Origin of the sequence: Xanthomonas arboricola, from assembly GCF_002940665.1 — a bacterium.
Taxonomy (GTDB): domain Bacteria; phylum Pseudomonadota; class Gammaproteobacteria; order Xanthomonadales; family Xanthomonadaceae; genus Xanthomonas; species Xanthomonas arboricola_B.
In genome coordinates this window covers 240938-255214 of record NZ_MIGY01000004.1, presented here as the reverse complement: position 1 = coordinate 255214, position 14277 = coordinate 240938, and the positions used below count along the sequence as shown (strand labels likewise).

Annotated in this window: 15 protein-coding genes; 11 read left to right on the top strand and 4 right to left on the bottom strand. The window is 56.6% G+C overall.

The genetic code is table 11. The features are described from left to right. Positions 1-453: 453 nt before the first annotated feature. From XarjCFBP7645_RS21535 to XarjCFBP7645_RS21530, 3 genes are all read left to right on the top strand, one after another. Positions 454-1281, top strand: coding sequence for a hypothetical protein (locus tag XarjCFBP7645_RS21535; protein ID WP_146096404.1), 828 nt, complete (start codon positions 454-456; stop codon positions 1279-1281). Between the two features lie 96 nt (positions 1282-1377). Further along, positions 1378-2802, top strand: a complete 1425-nt coding sequence (locus tag XarjCFBP7645_RS20985) for a hypothetical protein (protein WP_104539026.1) — start codon at positions 1378-1380, stop codon at positions 2800-2802. 88 nt (positions 2803-2890) lie between these two features. Further along, a complete protein-coding gene (locus XarjCFBP7645_RS21530) occupies positions 2891-3634 on the top strand; it encodes a hypothetical protein (RefSeq protein WP_146096403.1) in 744 nt (247 codons plus the stop codon). Positions 3635-3773: 139 nt separating this feature from the next. On the opposite strand, the gene XarjCFBP7645_RS20980 is transcribed toward XarjCFBP7645_RS21530, so the two are convergent. Both XarjCFBP7645_RS20980 and XarjCFBP7645_RS20975 read right to left on the bottom strand, forming a co-directional pair. Continuing rightward, positions 3774-5225, bottom strand: coding sequence for an XVIPCD domain-containing protein (locus tag XarjCFBP7645_RS20980; RefSeq protein WP_104539000.1), 1452 nt, complete (start codon positions 5223-5225; stop codon positions 3774-3776). Beyond that, on the bottom strand, positions 5222-5911 hold the full coding sequence (locus tag XarjCFBP7645_RS20975) for a hypothetical protein (RefSeq protein WP_104538999.1): 690 nt from the start codon (positions 5909-5911) through the stop codon (positions 5222-5224). The genes XarjCFBP7645_RS20980 and XarjCFBP7645_RS20975 overlap by 4 nt, the downstream gene beginning before the upstream one ends. 809 nt (positions 5912-6720) lie before the next feature. Between XarjCFBP7645_RS20975 and XarjCFBP7645_RS20965 the strand changes: the two genes are divergently transcribed. The 3 genes from XarjCFBP7645_RS20965 (at position 6721) to XarjCFBP7645_RS20955 (ending at position 8704) form a co-directional block, all read left to right on the top strand. Further along, a complete protein-coding gene (locus tag XarjCFBP7645_RS20965) occupies positions 6721-7194 on the top strand; it encodes a YybH family protein (RefSeq protein WP_104538998.1) in 474 nt (157 codons plus the stop codon). Between the two features lie 364 nt (positions 7195-7558). Next, a complete protein-coding gene (locus XarjCFBP7645_RS20960) occupies positions 7559-7912 on the top strand; it encodes a SymE family type I addiction module toxin (protein ID WP_104538997.1) in 354 nt (117 codons plus the stop codon). 54 nt (positions 7913-7966) lie between these two features. Further along, the gene (locus XarjCFBP7645_RS20955) at positions 7967-8704 is read left to right on the top strand and encodes an RNA polymerase sigma factor (protein ID WP_244860101.1); all 738 of its coding nucleotides are present in this window, start codon (positions 7967-7969) and stop codon (positions 8702-8704) included. Between the two features lie 135 nt (positions 8705-8839). On the opposite strand, the gene XarjCFBP7645_RS20950 is transcribed toward XarjCFBP7645_RS20955, so the two are convergent. After that, complete coding sequence (locus XarjCFBP7645_RS20950; protein ID WP_181126440.1) at positions 8840-9145, bottom strand: hypothetical protein; 306 nt, start codon at positions 9143-9145, stop codon at positions 8840-8842. A gap of 1232 nt (positions 9146-10377) precedes the next feature. Between XarjCFBP7645_RS20950 and XarjCFBP7645_RS20940 the strand changes: the two genes are divergently transcribed. Then, positions 10378-10602 (top strand): hypothetical protein, encoded by a 225-nt coding sequence (locus XarjCFBP7645_RS20940; RefSeq protein ID WP_046345278.1) that lies wholly within the window; start codon positions 10378-10380, stop codon positions 10600-10602. 173 nt (positions 10603-10775) lie between these two features. On the opposite strand, the gene XarjCFBP7645_RS20935 is transcribed toward XarjCFBP7645_RS20940, so the two are convergent. Beyond that, positions 10776-11507, bottom strand: coding sequence for a carbon-nitrogen hydrolase family protein (locus XarjCFBP7645_RS20935; protein ID WP_181126439.1), 732 nt, complete (start codon positions 11505-11507; stop codon positions 10776-10778). Positions 11508-11757: 250 nt separating this feature from the next. Between XarjCFBP7645_RS20935 and XarjCFBP7645_RS20930 the strand changes: the two genes are divergently transcribed. The 4 genes from XarjCFBP7645_RS20930 to XarjCFBP7645_RS21525 all read left to right on the top strand — a co-directional run bounded on the left by XarjCFBP7645_RS20930 (position 11758) and on the right by XarjCFBP7645_RS21525 (position 14221). Then, entirely contained in the window at positions 11758-12234 is a 477-nt protein-coding gene (locus tag XarjCFBP7645_RS20930; RefSeq protein ID WP_104538995.1) for a DUF4262 domain-containing protein, read from the top strand. Between the two features lie 60 nt (positions 12235-12294). Continuing rightward, a complete protein-coding gene (locus XarjCFBP7645_RS20925; RefSeq protein WP_146096402.1) occupies positions 12295-12816 on the top strand; it encodes a hypothetical protein in 522 nt (173 codons plus the stop codon). A gap of 42 nt (positions 12817-12858) precedes the next feature. After that, complete coding sequence (locus XarjCFBP7645_RS20920; protein ID WP_104538993.1) at positions 12859-13284, top strand: hypothetical protein; 426 nt, start codon at positions 12859-12861, stop codon at positions 13282-13284. Positions 13285-13765: 481 nt separating this feature from the next. Continuing rightward, the gene (locus XarjCFBP7645_RS21525; RefSeq protein WP_146096401.1) at positions 13766-14221 is read left to right on the top strand and encodes a hypothetical protein; all 456 of its coding nucleotides are present in this window, start codon (positions 13766-13768) and stop codon (positions 14219-14221) included. Positions 14222-14277: the final 56 nt, after the last annotated feature.

Genomic DNA, 14277 nt, shown 5'->3' with positions numbered 1-14277 from the left:
AAACGTCGGTTCCGCGCATGAAGGGGCATCCGTTGGGTCGTACCGAATAGTCTATCGAGGTGGGCGGTATTTCAGCAGCCTGTTAGGCGGCCCAATAGTAGTTAGGTGCGCGATGAAAATTTGCTACATACTTAGCCTGCTAGTAGCAACAACAGCGCTCGTCGCCTGCCAAGGCGACCCGAATGCCAGGCCGATCTACGGAGAGACGGGTCTGCCCAAGAATTGTCGTGCAATAGTTCAGACAAACATTGACGCATATCGTGCAAAGCAGTACACCGCAGACGAGGTCATGGATTCTCTTGAGCGCAACTGTGGTGCTAATGGCCATTCTTGGTGACAGTGTCGGTCACTACACTGGGTTTTCGCTGCAGCGCGCACCTAACAATTCATTCAAGCCGAACCCGCTTCGCGGGTCGGCTTAATTCAGGCGTTAGCCCTCAGAAAAGAATGTCTATGGACCCATCATTCTTCAGCCTTCCGACGGTCATTTGGTCAGGGATCGTTGCTGCACTCATTTCTCTGAACGGCGTTGTACTTTCCAACCGTGCGAGCATCAGTCGACTCAAGGAGCAGCTTCAGCATGATGCAAGGGAGAAGCATCGAGATCGTCTTGCAAGTCTGAGAAGAGATGTGTACCTCGCGCTTGTTGCTGAGACCAATAGAGCGAATGGATATCTCGGATCTCTCGCCGCGAAAGATCCAACTGAGGAAAACTTCGGGGAACCGTTGCAAGCTGCAATTGCAGAGCTATCAAAGGTTCAACTGATTGGCTCTCGTGAAGCTGCAGCAGCGGCGGCTGAGTTAACTGCACTGTACGGCGAAGCGCTTCTGAGACTTATAGGCATTGCAAAACCAATGCATGAAGCCAAGATCGACATAAAGATCGCCGATGATCTATATCAGCAGAGCTTTGCCCAAGCGCAGCGTGCACTGGCTGAGATCACTGCGGAGAATGAATCAGGGACGCCAAATCAGGCACGCTTGGCATCGCTTTGCCAATCTTTTGAGCACCATCGGGAGCAGTACGCCTCTCATTCAGAAGAGCGCAACGATGGATGGGCCCGGTACAACTCAAACCACCAGCACTTCGCCAGGGCTGTACTTGAGGAGGTCAAGAAGCTTGGGCAAGCGCAGATCAATCTAACTTGCGCCATCCGTACCGAGGCAGGCATGGACACTGATGCCTCCGAACTCAGGAGGCGTCTAGAGGAAAATTTCAAGAGAGCGAGCCATGCGATTGATGAGACACTCCGCAAGTTCATTCCGCCCAATGAGGGCTAACAATTCGTTCAAGCCGATGCCGCTTCGCGGCACGGCTTAACTCTGGTGTTAGGCCTCACGAGCCAAGCCCTGCGCCATCTCGTAACTGGAGACTACATGTCTGACCTCGTTCCTAAGTCGTCGATGGAACTCGTCGATCCTCAAGCTCAGATTATTGTTGATTTCTTAAAGGGCATCGGCCTTCCTCACGACAACATCATTGCCACGCAAGATCAGCGCGCGATCATTAGCCAAAATCTTCCTGCCTACATTCAGTCGCTTCCGGCAGAAGTGAAGCATGGGGCAAGGTATCTGTCTAAATTTGTGGTTGGTGCAGGCATCGGCCTCTTCGATTACTCGTTGAACGCAATATGGAATGAGGTGGTCCTTGATCTCCACAAGAAAGCCATTTCTTACGGGTTGGACATTTTCTACGACGCTGCGATCGGTGGGAAGGCTCGAGAATTCTATCAGTCAGAGGAAGATTTGCGTTCGGTCAAGGACGCTGTTCTGTTAGATACATGCCGAAAGCTCGAGCTCATAAGCGACACTACGCACAAGAAGCTGAAGCACATCCTCGACATGAGGAATGACATCGGCATCTCGCACCCGACAAACTACACAATTAATGCGTTTGAGCTACTTGGCTGGCTGCAGACGTGTATTCAAGACGTCCTAAACGACCGTCCGACCGAAGCTGCACTGAAAGTCCAGGCATTCATCCAAAATCTCAAGAATCACACGCAGCCGTTAGACCAAGCAAACATTGCGTCGATTACAAGCAAAATCGGAGCGTTAGCCTCACATCATTGTGGCAATGTTCTCCGCACGATGTTCGGAATATATGTTTCCTCCGATACTGACCCTCAAGTTAGAAAAAACATTTCACTTTTGGCAGTCTCTGTGTGGAATGCTAGCAGTGACGAAACAAAATACAGGTTGGGTCTCACGCTAGAGGGTTACAACACCAACTTGTATCGAGAGAAGTATCAGCTAGGTGAACAGTTTATCCAGTCAGTCGGTGGTAATTCATTCCGTTCAAATTCTGAACGAGCCATCATCGTTGATGGCCTGCTTGATCAATTGTTAGAGAAGCATCAGGGGTGGGACAATTTTCACCATGAGGCGCCGGTTGCAGACAGTATCTCTTCATACATCAGCGGCCAGCAGGACATACTTCCCAATTTCGCGCCAAAGTTTGTCAAAACAATTCTAATGTGCAGAATTGGGCGGGGAATAAACTATTGCAGGGGTGTTTCACCGCGCGGGCTGCCGTACTATGATCGCATGATCGCGCTATTAGGCGACCAATTTACACCGCATGCTTTGGCAGCTCTGACTCACTACGAACTTCAATCAAAACTAGATAGCAGCATTGCTCGCGAGCAGGCTTGCTTAGCTTTGGCGGTTTTGAAAGCCGGGGTGGTAAATCAGCGACTTGTAGAGTGCATCGACTTCCTCATCACTAACCTCCCAAATAGCGGAAAGACTGTTTTTGACTCGCGTTTTAAGACGCTGTCTTCAGGTTATATCTCGTGGTGAGGTCTAACAATTCATTTAAGCCGAAGCCGCTTCGCGGCTCGGCTTAACTCAAACGTTTGGGGCGCAGGGACAGATCTGAGGGGAGCGAATGCTTGATATCGTAACCACATCGTTTTACATCAAGTCGCCGGTCTTTGATAAGGCCGCGTTTGAGCACCACTCTTCTGAGCTTTTTGATGAGTGGGAGGTGCAAGTAGAAGCTTACTTGCTGTTGCCGGACTATGCCCTAACGCTGGTACTTGAAGAAGGATCCATCAAAGGCCGGGGGAAAGTCGCTGCCTACGCGGCAGCCATCTATTTTGGCATCGGAGCATATGGAGACTTCATGTCTGGTCTCGGAACCGTCCGAGATCAAGTTGCGTTTGTCAGTAGCGTGTTGTTCGAACAAGCAAAGAACGAGTTCTCCTGTAGCAGTGAGCGCGGCAACACAAAGCGAACCGGTGGAGAGATCATCTACTTGCAGCGCCTCTTCGAGCGAGTGCAACAGGGCATTCTTACTCCGGACCAGGCAATTCGAGAAGTAGAAGGACGCTGGGGCGAGGAGGCTGCGTCTTCTCCGGCGTTCATGAATAAGCTCGCAGAGAACTTGGAGGCTGCGCCTAAATTCCCTGAGCAGCTTTCGTTGTCTGATGAGTCGTGGCCTGACTGCCTAGATATCGCGCCGCTCGGTAAAGAGCCCGGCCCGAGATCTCCTCGTCCCTCGGACCCACTCATACCACAGCACTATCGGATCGAGATATGGCGGCCAAGCCGTGGAGAGAAAAAAAGGTCAAGCTCACCAAGGTGTGATAGCCGTTGCGTACTAACAATTTATTCAAGCCAATCCGTTTAGCGCATCGGTTTAATTCAGGTGTTAGGCTTTGGCGGAGCAAACGCATTGGAGAAAAAACAGGGTCAGAGTCAATATTCCTCCGCTTATAAAAGATGAAGTGCACCCTGGCAGTAACCCTATTGCGGCTGCATCGGAATTCTCACAGCGACGGAGTCGGCCCGCGCTGCTGTTGCTCCTGCGAGCGCTGCTGTTCTAGCGACTGTTCCCGCGCGCGATCTTGTTCCAGACGTTGGTTGACGGATTCCAGTTGCGAGAAGCTTTCCTGTACCGGGCGTTGGGCTGCTTCGACAGTGGGCATATGTGCACGCAACTTCGCTGGGTCATCCGGTCTGCCCTGTACCAAGAACACCATTTGTGCAGCTGGAAGATCCTCGGTCTTTGCGCTGAGCAGCACGTGGTCCACCCGGGTTAGCCCATTGTCTTTGGCTAGCGTCAGCAGACTGGCTGTCATCCGTTCACTGGTGGCGTCAAACGTGCGGCCATTGGCTGCATCTAACTGCTCCATTTTGCTTCGGATCTGCTGATGCATGGCATGGTCGGGGTGCCCAGCATCTACAGGTGTCAATGCGCGGCTCGGTTCATTCGGTGCCGCAAGGTTAGGGGCGCTGATGCCATGTGCGCCGGTGTCCTTGAGCTGGACCATGCCATAGCCGTCTTTACCTAGGTCCAAGACGTTGAAGGTCTTCGCAGACCCGAGGTCCAGCCCGTTGCGCTCCAGCTGTCTTGGGTCCAGGCCCAAGGATTTGAGATCGATGCGGACTTCCGGAGGCTGGCGGTCATGCGCCAGATGCGCGTAGTTTTGCGCGATGTGACTGATCGGATTGACGCCATAGTAGTTGCGGTAGTCGGAATCGCCATGTGGGCCTAGCGTGCCACTGCTGTCGTAAAAACAGTGCTCAACCGACTTGGTCAGCGCATCGTTGCGGGTAAAAGGGTGCTTGGTGAGTGCATCGTAGGTCAGTCCGTCTGCAAACTGCGGAGCGCCGTTCGGTTGTCGCACGACACACCGATTACTCGACCGGTCGAGCAACTCCTTCTCAACCACACTGCTGGGCATCTCAGGGTTCAGATGTTTGATTCGATCATGCAAGGCACGCATCCCTGAAATCTCCGACAGCGCTTCGTCTGCGCGAGTCGAATCCAGGTAAACACGCGTAGGGCCAGTCAGGTCTACCTGATTTTCCCGATTGTCGTAGGCGTCCTGCATCCGGTTGCCCATGCTCTTGCCGAACTCGGCAAGGGCGTCGGCACGATGCTGGGCCAACACGCCGTGCATCGTTTCATGGCCCATGACCTCGGTCAGATAGTCGATGCGCTCTGAGCCTGTGAAATCTTTGAACGCTGCTTCACTGATATTGAGTGTGCCCGCCTTGCCGTCCTTACCATCCTGGAAGTGGCCCCCGTTGTTCTGTCCATGCGAAACAGCAATCGCGCCAATTCGACCTTTCTCAATGGCATCACCTAGCAGGTTCGACAGATAAGGTGATTCGGCGATCGTCTGGCGAATGCTGTCCTCTGCACCAGCCGGAAGTGCAGGGTCTTTTGCCATCTGGGAAAGTAGAGGCTCGATACGTGGGTCACCCCGGTTCATGGCTTGCCTCCATCGATCTTGACGCTATAAACGCACTCTTGTTGACTGCCTTGTTCCTTGGTTCGATACAGAAGCAACGAGACCGAAAAAATCTGACTTCCGCCGTTGATCGCGCGCCAATGCTGGCGTAGCCATCCACCCTGAAACGGCCGTTGGCCGCCGCGCGTGTATCCCATCCGTTCAAGCGCTGTGGACAATGCTTCGGCTTGCCAGATGCAGGTCGACGTAGGCACACGCGTGGGATCGCCGTGGTTAGGCAAAGACACTGCAACTTCGATCCGTGAGAAGCCATCCTTCGTTGGGCGATGTGTCGCGTAGAGCGCATAGCCATCGGCCAGAGCGACGTCTTTTGCTTCACGCCACGGGTATGCCGGATCAGAAGGGGGGCCAAGCTTGATGCCAAGTGCAGATTCCATGCGTGGGTAGTCCAGATCCGCTGGCACTGTCAGGCCGTCGATGAAGCGCAGCAGCCGGCGCTCCAGCTCTTGCAGAGTGGTGTTGGCAGCGACGGGATCGGCACGGTTATCGTTGCTCTTGCCTTTCTCCGGAGAGGTTGGCGTTGCTGTGGCAGCAGATGGCGTGCCTGCATCCCGTCTTGCTTCCCCAGGCGTGCGAGCACATGCACTTGGCAGCGCTAGTGAAAGGAGCAACAAGGGAAGCAGGTTTCGGAAGCTAATTTTTATCATTGGGATCCTGCGACTCACGCGGCATCGCGCTGCTGGTCAATTGTCACCCGTGCCGTCTGTGTCATGTACTACCGCGCCCGAATCTGAGTGGCGCGATAGTGATGGATAGCGAGGGAACGTAAAGCTATTTGCGTGAGGGTGGGGATACGCTTGGAGTAGCAATCTCTCTAGGTTCAATCCAACTCTGACCCTGCTGCTTCAAACGTTGACGCAAGGATCTTCTATCAACGCTTTTCAGATTGCCAGCATCAGCCAGTTGACATGTCACGCAGCGCGTAGCAGTCTTTTCGCCAAGGAGCGTAGAAACTCCTAAGACAGCGGTACCCACCCCCGAAATCCCGGTGGGTTTTTGTGCCTGCAGCTTCCTGCTGGCGCAGCCGACGCGTTGCCTGCCTCGGGAGGGCGGCTAATACAACACCCTTCGGGGAAATACGCCCGCCGTCTGTCTTCGGTTTCTAACCTCCCGACATCCCGTCGCCACCCGGCGGCGGGGCCTGTTCGTCAAGGAGGGCTTTGCCATGCGTCGATCCACGTCCAGTCCCAAGCCAGCGCGCAAGCGCGCCAAGGTGCCGCCGCCAACCGAGGTCGTCTGGCGCTCGCTCGACCCAACGATCAAGCCGCGGCCCTACCTCGACCGCCCCGCCATCCCCGAGCCCCGCCCCGATCCCAGCAAGCCGCGCCGCCCAGGCCACCCGCGTGCCCTAAAATAACGGGGTCAGGTTAACTTAAAAAGCAAGTCTCATCGCCGCAATGCGAAGCGCAGAGTAATTCTGTCGTCAACCAACGAGACCCTAGAGGGAGTAAGACATATGAGCCGATCGATCATTGCCTTTTTTGTCTTAAGTCTCGTGCTTGCCACGGGGCCATTGCATGGCCAGAACATCACAGAAAAAGCCAAGCAGACAGCAGTTGCCAGCGTTGTGTTACCCCAAGAATTTGATCGAGTACTCCGCGACTATGAGCGCGCATGGCGTAAGGGCGACGCAAGCGCGCTTGCTGCATTATTTGCGGAAGATGGCTTTTTGCTGCAGAGCGATCGTCCTCCAGCCCGGGGTAGGGCAGCTATTGAAGCGGCCTATGAAGGTAGCAGCGGAGGTCCGCTACGTTTGCGCTCACTCGGGTTTTCTGCCGAAGGTAATGTCGCCTACATCATCGGTGCGTACGGCTACGGAGATGCGCCCGGCGACATAGGAAAGTTCACTCTCACGCTGCATCGGGATTCCGGCAAGCGCTGGTTGATCTTCTCGGACATGGACAATCTCAATGCTTCGTCCAAGCGGTAGTCCGCTGCATGGCGCGAAGCGAGCAAGAACAGGTGCGATCTGCATGTTCTTCGTAGTGGCCGCACTCAAAAAAATCACTGTCACTTTTTAGCTCAAAGCAGTTGACAACCCAACAAACCCGCAGCAATCTCTACCACAAGGAGCGTAGAAACTCCTCACAGAGCGGTACCCACCTCCGTCAAACCGGTGGGTTTTTTGTGCCTGCAGCATCTTGCGGGTGCAACCGACGCGATGCCTGCGTCGGGAGGGCGGCTAATACAACACCCTTCGGGGAAATACGCCCGCCGGCTCTGTGCGGTTTCTAACCTCCCGACATCCCGTCGCCACCCGGCGGCGGGGCCTGTTCGTCCAGGAGGGCTTTGCCATGCGTCGACCCACGTCCAGTCCCAAGCCAGCGCGCAAGCGCGCCACGGTGCCTCCGCCCACCGAGATCGGCTGGCACTCGCTCGACCCCTCGATCCCGCCGCGGCCCTACCTCGAGCGCACCCCCATCCCCGAGCCCCGCCCCGATCCCACCAAGCCGCGCCGCCCAGGCCACCCGCGTGCCCCGCAACACTGCACCGTCGGCTACGGCTACTACCCCGACAGCCACCAACGCATCCCCACGCTGCGCCTGCGCGGCCGCTGGCTGGAACAACTCGGCTTCACCATCGGCAGCAAACTTAACATCCGCATGCGCAATGGCGAGCTGGTCGTCACCGTCGCACCTGCAGAGTAACCAACCCGCCGCACCCCGCGCTCCGCGCGTGCACCCCGCAGTTGGAGAACTCGCATGGTGAATGACACCCTGGCCGGCACCTCCGGCAGATACCCGCGCTTCGGCAGCAAATGGGTGCCGCTGCCGGTCGAACGCGCGACCAACACCTGCACCGCCTGGCATCGACGCAGCGCCGCAGGCACCACCGCCACTACACGCACGCCGTACGTCGCACATCCGCGCGCCGCATCTATGGGCGACTACACCCGCATACGCCACACGACGCGTTGGCGCGTACGTGAGGAGCCGGCAGTGGGCAGGGCGCGTTTCGACCAGGCCATTGGCCTATTGCATGCCGACCTGCTCGCCTACATGCGCCGGCGCCTGCGTGACCCCGACACCGCCCACGACCTCACCCAGGAAACGCTGCTCCGCCTGCTGGCCTACCGCGACGCGCCTGACATCGGCGACTACGCACTGCTGATGTACCGCATCGCGCACAACGTGGTGCTGGAGCATTGGCGCACGCGCCACCGCCGCCATGCCAACGCCCACGTCGCACTGGACCTGATCGCACCACTGGCCGCAGACGGCGCCCACGTCGACCAGATCGCCGACACCCGCCGCATCCTGCAGTACCTGCACATCCACACGCTGCCCGCACTACCGCCTAGATGCCGCCAGGCCTTCATCCTCAACCGCATCGACGGCCTCACCTACCCGCAAGTGGCCGCAGCCATGGGCATCTCGATCAAGATGGTGGAAAAGCACATCAGCCGCGCACTGGCTGCGTGCCGGGCCGCTGTGCAGTGATGCGCCTGGGCTGCGTTGTCTACCGGATGAGAACATCAGGATGCATCCTCGCTGTGTTGTACACGCATGCCGGTGCGCTACGACCAGCAAACATCGATGCAGATAAAAAACCCTGCCGAGGCAGGGTTTGATGCATCAGTAACCGGATCCATAAGGATCGACGGCGTCAGCCCTCGATGGTCCGTAGGTTGGCTGTGGTGCTGGCTGGCGATAGGTGTTCTGTTCTTTATACGGATCGACAGTTCCAATTTTTCCGGTGTACGGATTCACGTTCCCACGTGTCGAATAATTGTCGAGCGTTGTGCTGTTGGCCGCACTGCGATAGTGAGGTTGCACATAAGTGCCGTCAGCGCGGTAGTAACCATTGACACGGGTCTGCGCGCACACTGAAGCGGAGGCGAGTGCTACCACGATCGCCAAAACGATCTTTGCCTTTTTCATGGATGTTTCCTCGTAACGACTTGATGGTTTATGCAGGGCCGCGGAAGACAAGCGACGTGAGAGCCGTTTGGTCCGAATGGTGTGGCCAGCTTGGGCTATCGGCTTCACTGCGCTCCAGCTCGGTAGTCGGCAATCATTGCCTTGGTCACGTCCTTTGGGTAGCACAACGGGGCGTAGCCACCACCACGGCTATATGCGCTTCTACCGCCGCAGCTGCTGCCATCGCGTGCCGCGTTGTACGGGCAGGGACAGTTGCCGGGATATGCATTGATCGATTGTTGAATCAGCAGCGTCCTGATGTTGGCATCAGACAACGCTGTAGAAGGTCCTTTGGCAAGTGCGTGTGGCGCAAATGCCATCGCTAACGCAAGCAAGCAGAACTGTAGTCGCATGGGTTCGTCCTAATGTCGCACGTAGGGTGCGCAACAGAACATGCAAGGCTTGTTCCCGCGTCCTATCGAGTTGGCTCTCACATACGCTATAAATGGCTGTGCTCGCTTTCCGCCGTATTCAAACGCCTACACCGCGATCGTCTGAAGGTGGAAGCTAGCGAACTCTTCAAAAGCCAGGACCAAACATGACTCCAGATGACTTTGTTAGCGGGCTGAAGACCCAATGCGCGGACGCAGCCGTTCACGACTGCGTGGAACTTCTTAACGCCCCGCCGGGCCGTAGGCCCGAACAACCCTTGGTTAGCTTGTCCGTCTGGTATCGCGGTCTCGCTCCTGCCGACAAAGCCAACGTTGTCGCCGCATTGCAAATGGCGGCCGATGCAACGCTGTTCGGCGTCTTGTGCGTTATCGACGGTGTTCGCGCTATCGAGGATCAATCGACCAAGTCCAAGTTCAGGCTCACAGCCACATGCAACGGTTCAACGTCACTCATAGCGCCCGGACCCGAAGATCTTCATGCTCTTCTACAGACAGATTCTCTGTAAGAAAAGAAGTGCGCCGCGTATATGCAGCAGCCACCGTCTAGCTCTGGCGTAGCGCGCCGCAGGTGAGCTGGGCTGTACCCTACACAAGGCGATGAGACCACAAGAAGCGGGGTCAGGTTAATCTAGTGAGTCGACTTGACCTCTCATCCCTTCATGGTGCCGCCGCAATACAAACGTGGTTGCGATTTTTATGCTGGACTCGATACCGTTGAATGATTGACCAAGAGCCCAGAGTGCGGGAATATCGTACAGTAGTAGTCTAATCGCTCACTGCGGATTACAAAGGACTTCATGGATGAATAAGAAGATGCGCCCTTCTCTTGGGGGCCTGATCAATCCTTATAGCAAAATCGGACTCATATTATTGGCGGTGGCCGCATTGGTTTTCTTGAGGGGCCTAATCAAGGCTCCTTCGCCCAGCGATGAGATCCGGCAGTTGGTTGTCATTGGCCTTGCCGTGATGGGTGTCATCCTGTGTACGCTTGGCTTTCTTACGGTCAAGCAGCCTGATGGCAGATAGGCTTTGCCTAACTCTGACTTTGATAGATGTCCATTGACAATCTTCTATCAACGCAGCTTGCCGTGAGAGTTGGCTCACGCCGCTTCATTTCAGTGTGCTGAGGTCTCTAATCTGCACGACATTGACCGGGCCAGTAAAAAGCAAGAGAGCGATGGATGAGCAACAGTGTGACCTCAAGGCAATCTGAAGACGCTCGCTTCTCCATTCCTTGTGTCGTACGCCACCAATGCCTCCTGGAAGGCATCAGCGCTACAAACCAGGTCACCGTCACTGCTCCAGATGGCAGACCGGCCCGCTCCTATGAAGGTGTCGGCGGGGCCTACACAATTCGCCATCAAGACAGTCATGGAATGCGTTTTTGCAATCGTCGGATAATGGCTGTAGGCCGATGCCACGCCTCTCTCCGACTTGGCCACGCTTGCCAGGTACACGCCAGCACCTGACGCTGCAGCTTGTTCCGCATGGCTTGCCTGCAGTGACTCATAGCAAATGGCAGGCGCCAGCAGCTGATCTGCGTGTCTGAGCACAAGCTGCTCGATACCGGCGGTGAAGAACGGGAACTCGTCGGGGTGTAACTGCTGTTTGGAGTAGCTTGTGCGCTCCAGCCCCGGCTGGAAGCAGAGCATGCTGATTTCGGTGCCTTTTGCCCCTTTCGTGGGCGCGCCAACGGCGATAAGCATGCCGTACCGGTCACTTGCCACCTGAAACGGATCAAAGCGCTGATCAGCCGGCTGCACCGCCAGCGCCTGCGCCAATCCGGGTTCGTAACCAGTGAGGGAAAGCTCGGGAAAGACCAGCACATCCGCACCCTTGCCTGCCGCCAGGCGAATGACATCAAGGTGCTTACCGATGTTCTTTTCGATTTGGCCAGGCGTTGAAAGGATTTGCGCAGCTGTCAGCTTCATTGCTTGTCTCGTGTCCACGTGTTGGGGTTTGAGCGTAGCGGATTCCGAAAGGCGGGTAACCAGAATCTGCTTAAGAGACCAGGCCTGGCGCCAGTCGCGGTGCCACGCCACGCTGCACCAGCGAGCGTGCGTCGTTCCCCTGTGGATCCGGCGGGCTGTGCAGGCGAATCCAGATTGACCTTACTTAGCCGCTCGGCGAGGATATTGCCGTACCGCACTTGGGCGGGCGGGTCGCAGTCAGGCGCAAAGCATGGTTCGCAGCATTGGTGTAGACGAAAGTGAGCGGCAGCTACTTGATGACGTTGCCGAATATGGATGGCATTGCATCCACATCATGGAGCAGGGCGAGCAGGTCGGGTATTCCTTCACCGTTGGCCTGTACCAGACGTTTGGGCACCCGGAATTGATCATCTTCGGCTTGTCCTCAAGGGTATCGCACCAGATCCTCTCGATCGTTGCGGATGCGGCGCAAGCCGGAACACCGCTCGATCTATCACAACCAACAGATGCTCTAATTGACCACTATTCCTGCTGTTCTGCCGAAGTGCCATTGTCGGAGTACTACGAGCATGTAGGCTTTGCCCGCTGGTACTATCAGGGAGACGACTTTCCGCTTTACCAGATTGTTTGGCCGTCCAAGTCCGGTCTGTTTCCCTGGCACCCTCGGTCCAGTGCGGAGTTCCGTGCAGCCCAGCCGGTACTCGGCCAGGCCGCGAGTGGCAACTGACAATTCTTCATCCAGGGCCGCTGTGTGGCTGTCGACGTGGCGCATGAAAGCTGTCAGGCGATGGATTCGATCACCGATAGCAGTCGACGGCGACCAGAGCATCGCCAGGCGTTCGTGTTGTCGCATTCCCGTGCCAGGCAGGATCAGGACGGTAGTGTGGCTTCGGAAGATCTGAATGCCCTCTGTAACGAGGCGCGTGGATTTGCCGAGTACATGCTGATGGCACATGGCGAGTTCATCCCATTCGGTGTCTTGATGCGTCCAGATGGGACGATTGCTCAGGTGGCTGGTGACCTTGGGGTTGAACGTTCCATATCGGCGGAGATGGTTAAGCTACTTCAAGCGTCCTTCTCGCAATCTGCCCGCATTGGCGCCATCCGGGCCGCCTGCATCTGCATGGAGATGTCTGTGATGCCACCCGGACAAGAGGACATGACGGATGCAATCTGTACGCGATTGGCGCACGTATCGGGCGAGACAGTCGAAGTCTTCGTACCGCACTCGCGTGATGCGCGTGGGGCGCTCCAGCTGGGCCAGCCATTTGCCACGGTCGGCGATGAGTTCACGCTTGTTGAGCGCTAAACTATCCAGGCGTGGCACAGATCTATTCACCTGGTGGGCAGCATGCTGAAAGTCGCCGTTCTCATTGCTTGCCTCGCCGTCGCTGCGCCTGCCGTGGCCATCTCATGCGGTGGGCAGCAATCCACGGCGCAGGCCTACTCCTCTGCTCAGCACGTGTTCTCTGCGCATGTTGAGAGGAGCTATGCGGCCCCCGGTTTTGGTCGTGATGCTGTGCGGCTCGTCGAGCTTCGCGTGCTGAAGGTCTGGAAAGGTCAGCTGAAGCCAGGAGACCGTGTCCAGGCAACAGCGGAAGATTCAATCAATTTTGTCAGTGATGGTTTCGTTCCACTCTTGGGCTCCGATCTGTTGGTATACGCGAGCGGTTCCCAGCCTCTTATGCTTGGCAGTTGCTCAAGGACCGCACCACTGGAGACCACGCGTGACCTACAGGCGCTGGAGGCGCTATCCAGGCGGTCGCATGGCAGGTAACGTGAGCGGCACTGCCTCCACGGCGACGGCGAGGTGACGCGGGCATTAGGTCCTTTGGAGCATATGGTCACTTACCCATCAGAGCCGGAACTTGTTCTCGCCCTCGATCACCACGATGCGTTGGTGCGGCAGTGTGCTGCCGGTGCGTTGTCGTTCGGAGCTTTCTGTGCAGCGTACGATAACTTTTACTGGGCATACGCACTGGACGGGCATGAGTCCGACGCTGCAGGCCAGGCGCTGCTAGGCCGGCTGGCAGCCCGCGTAGCTCCACATCGCGCACTGGCCGAGACCGTCCTGGCTCACATCCATCCTGAGACCCCCGAGAGTCGTGCCAGCTATGGCAAGGCCTGCAGGCTCGGCACCGATGAGGCCATGGTGCGTCTCAAGCTTATCGCTGCTGGTCTCCTTTCCTGGAAAGCCTGACAACTCATTCAAGCCGAACCCACCTCGCGACGCGGTTCAATTCAGGAGCTTATCCCTCATGACGTATCTGGCGAAACTTCTATTGATATTCCTATCGTCCTCTGCCGCCGCTGCCGTCCCCAAAGCTTGGCTGGAGCGCGTGCCTGATTCGGCCGGCAGTTGGCGCGATTGGACTGCGATTCCCGAAAGTGCGTTTTTTGAGGTTTCAGGGCCAATGTTGTCGAACGCAGAAGCCTTGCTTGCAGATGCCGCCTTCCTGGCTCAAGAGCAAAGTGACATGGCCTCGTTTGGCCGCCCTGATTTTGCATGCCCGGCCCATACCAAGCCTTATCTGCTACGTGCAGCCTATATCAACCATGGTACTGGCAGGTTTGGCCTGGATTGGGCAGGTTCCATGTTGATTGTGTCGCATGCGTCACTTGGACCCGGGGGTCCCCCAGGCCGGTCGGCTCTGGTTGCCTGCCTTTCTCAGGCGCCGTCCGCCGTCTTCAGTTCCTTGTCCGGTGCAATATGAGGCCTGACACGTCGAACGCGCATTGCATGACTTGGGAATGAGAAGTAAGGATTCAC